This is a genomic window from Anaerovorax odorimutans (assembly GCF_024459955.1).
Taxonomy (GTDB): Bacteria; Bacillota; Clostridia; order Peptostreptococcales; family Anaerovoracaceae; genus Hominibacterium; species Hominibacterium odorimutans_A.
In genome coordinates, this window is the sequence record NZ_JANFXK010000062.1 from 1 (window position 1) to 1,027 (window position 1,027).

The following is a 1,027-nucleotide window of genomic DNA, read 5'->3' on the forward strand; positions in this document are numbered from 1 at the left end:
TGCACGGAAGCCGTATACCGCGATTATCAGAATGGGGGCAGGGTTCCAACCCTATGTGTGCTAAGAGATAAACTGCTGGAGCAGGAAGAGCCAATTGCGCGGGAACTGGCCTTAGAACTGGAGCTGTTCACCGAAGGCAGCCTGGATGCCTTTGCCCATGAAAGCAATGTGGATATGGCAAGCCGGATCGTCGTTTACGATATCATGAACCTGCGGGAGAACTTAAAGACCATGGGGCTTTTAGTCATTACCGACGCCATGCTCAATCGGGTGACGGAGAACTGGCGGAAGGGAAAGCGGACCCATATCTTTCTGGACGAATTTCATGTCGTCTTTGAGAATGAGCTTTCCGGCCAGTTCTTCAATTCCGCTTGGCGCAGATTTCGTAAAAGGGGTGCGTTCCCCAATGCCCTGACCCAAAATGTGGACTATCTGCTGGATAGCACCTTGGCCCGCTCTATGCTGTCCAACAGTGAATTTATTGTCATGCTGAACCAGGCAGGCCCGGATCGGGAGCGACTGGCGGAACTGTTAAACATTTCAAACGAACAAATGAGCTATATCACCAATGTGGACGCAGGCTGCGGGCTAATCAAATATGGAAGTTCTCTGGTTCCCTTTACCAGCCAATTTCCAAAGGATACCCAGCTATATCGGCTGATGACCACCAAGCCTGGTGAGGACAGCGAAAACAGAAAATGGATTTAAACCATGCAGATTGCAGCAAGCGGTCTGTTTTTTTGATGGAGGAAATGTGATGAAGAAACTACGATTTATGTCCCAGGAACAAGAAGCCTTTTTTTATGCCATGCTAAACAAGGCCGTAAAAATAGATGTTTACCATGCGGCCTTCTTTTATGCGATCAGCTTATCACCAAGCACACGGCGAAATATAACAAGTCTGTTTGATTTTAAACAGGATAGGATACGGCCGGAAGCACTTCAGCAGGGCTGGCAGACGAGCAGTTCCGTACGGGCTACGTGTCTGGCCTTCAACCTTTGGAACGGCTATGTGGAGCAAGGCCAG

The 1,027-nt window shown here is 49.2% G+C and carries 2 protein-coding genes; both read left to right on the plus strand.

The features are described from left to right. On the plus strand, nt 1-708 hold a 708-nt coding region (locus tag NE619_RS17810), incomplete at its 5' end, for a VirB4-like conjugal transfer ATPase, CD1110 family (protein ID WP_256133836.1). Between the two features lie 49 nt (nt 709-757). Next, nucleotides 758-1,027: DUF6075 family protein (locus NE619_RS17815; RefSeq protein ID WP_256133837.1), on the plus strand; the 270-nt coding region annotated here is incomplete at its 3' end.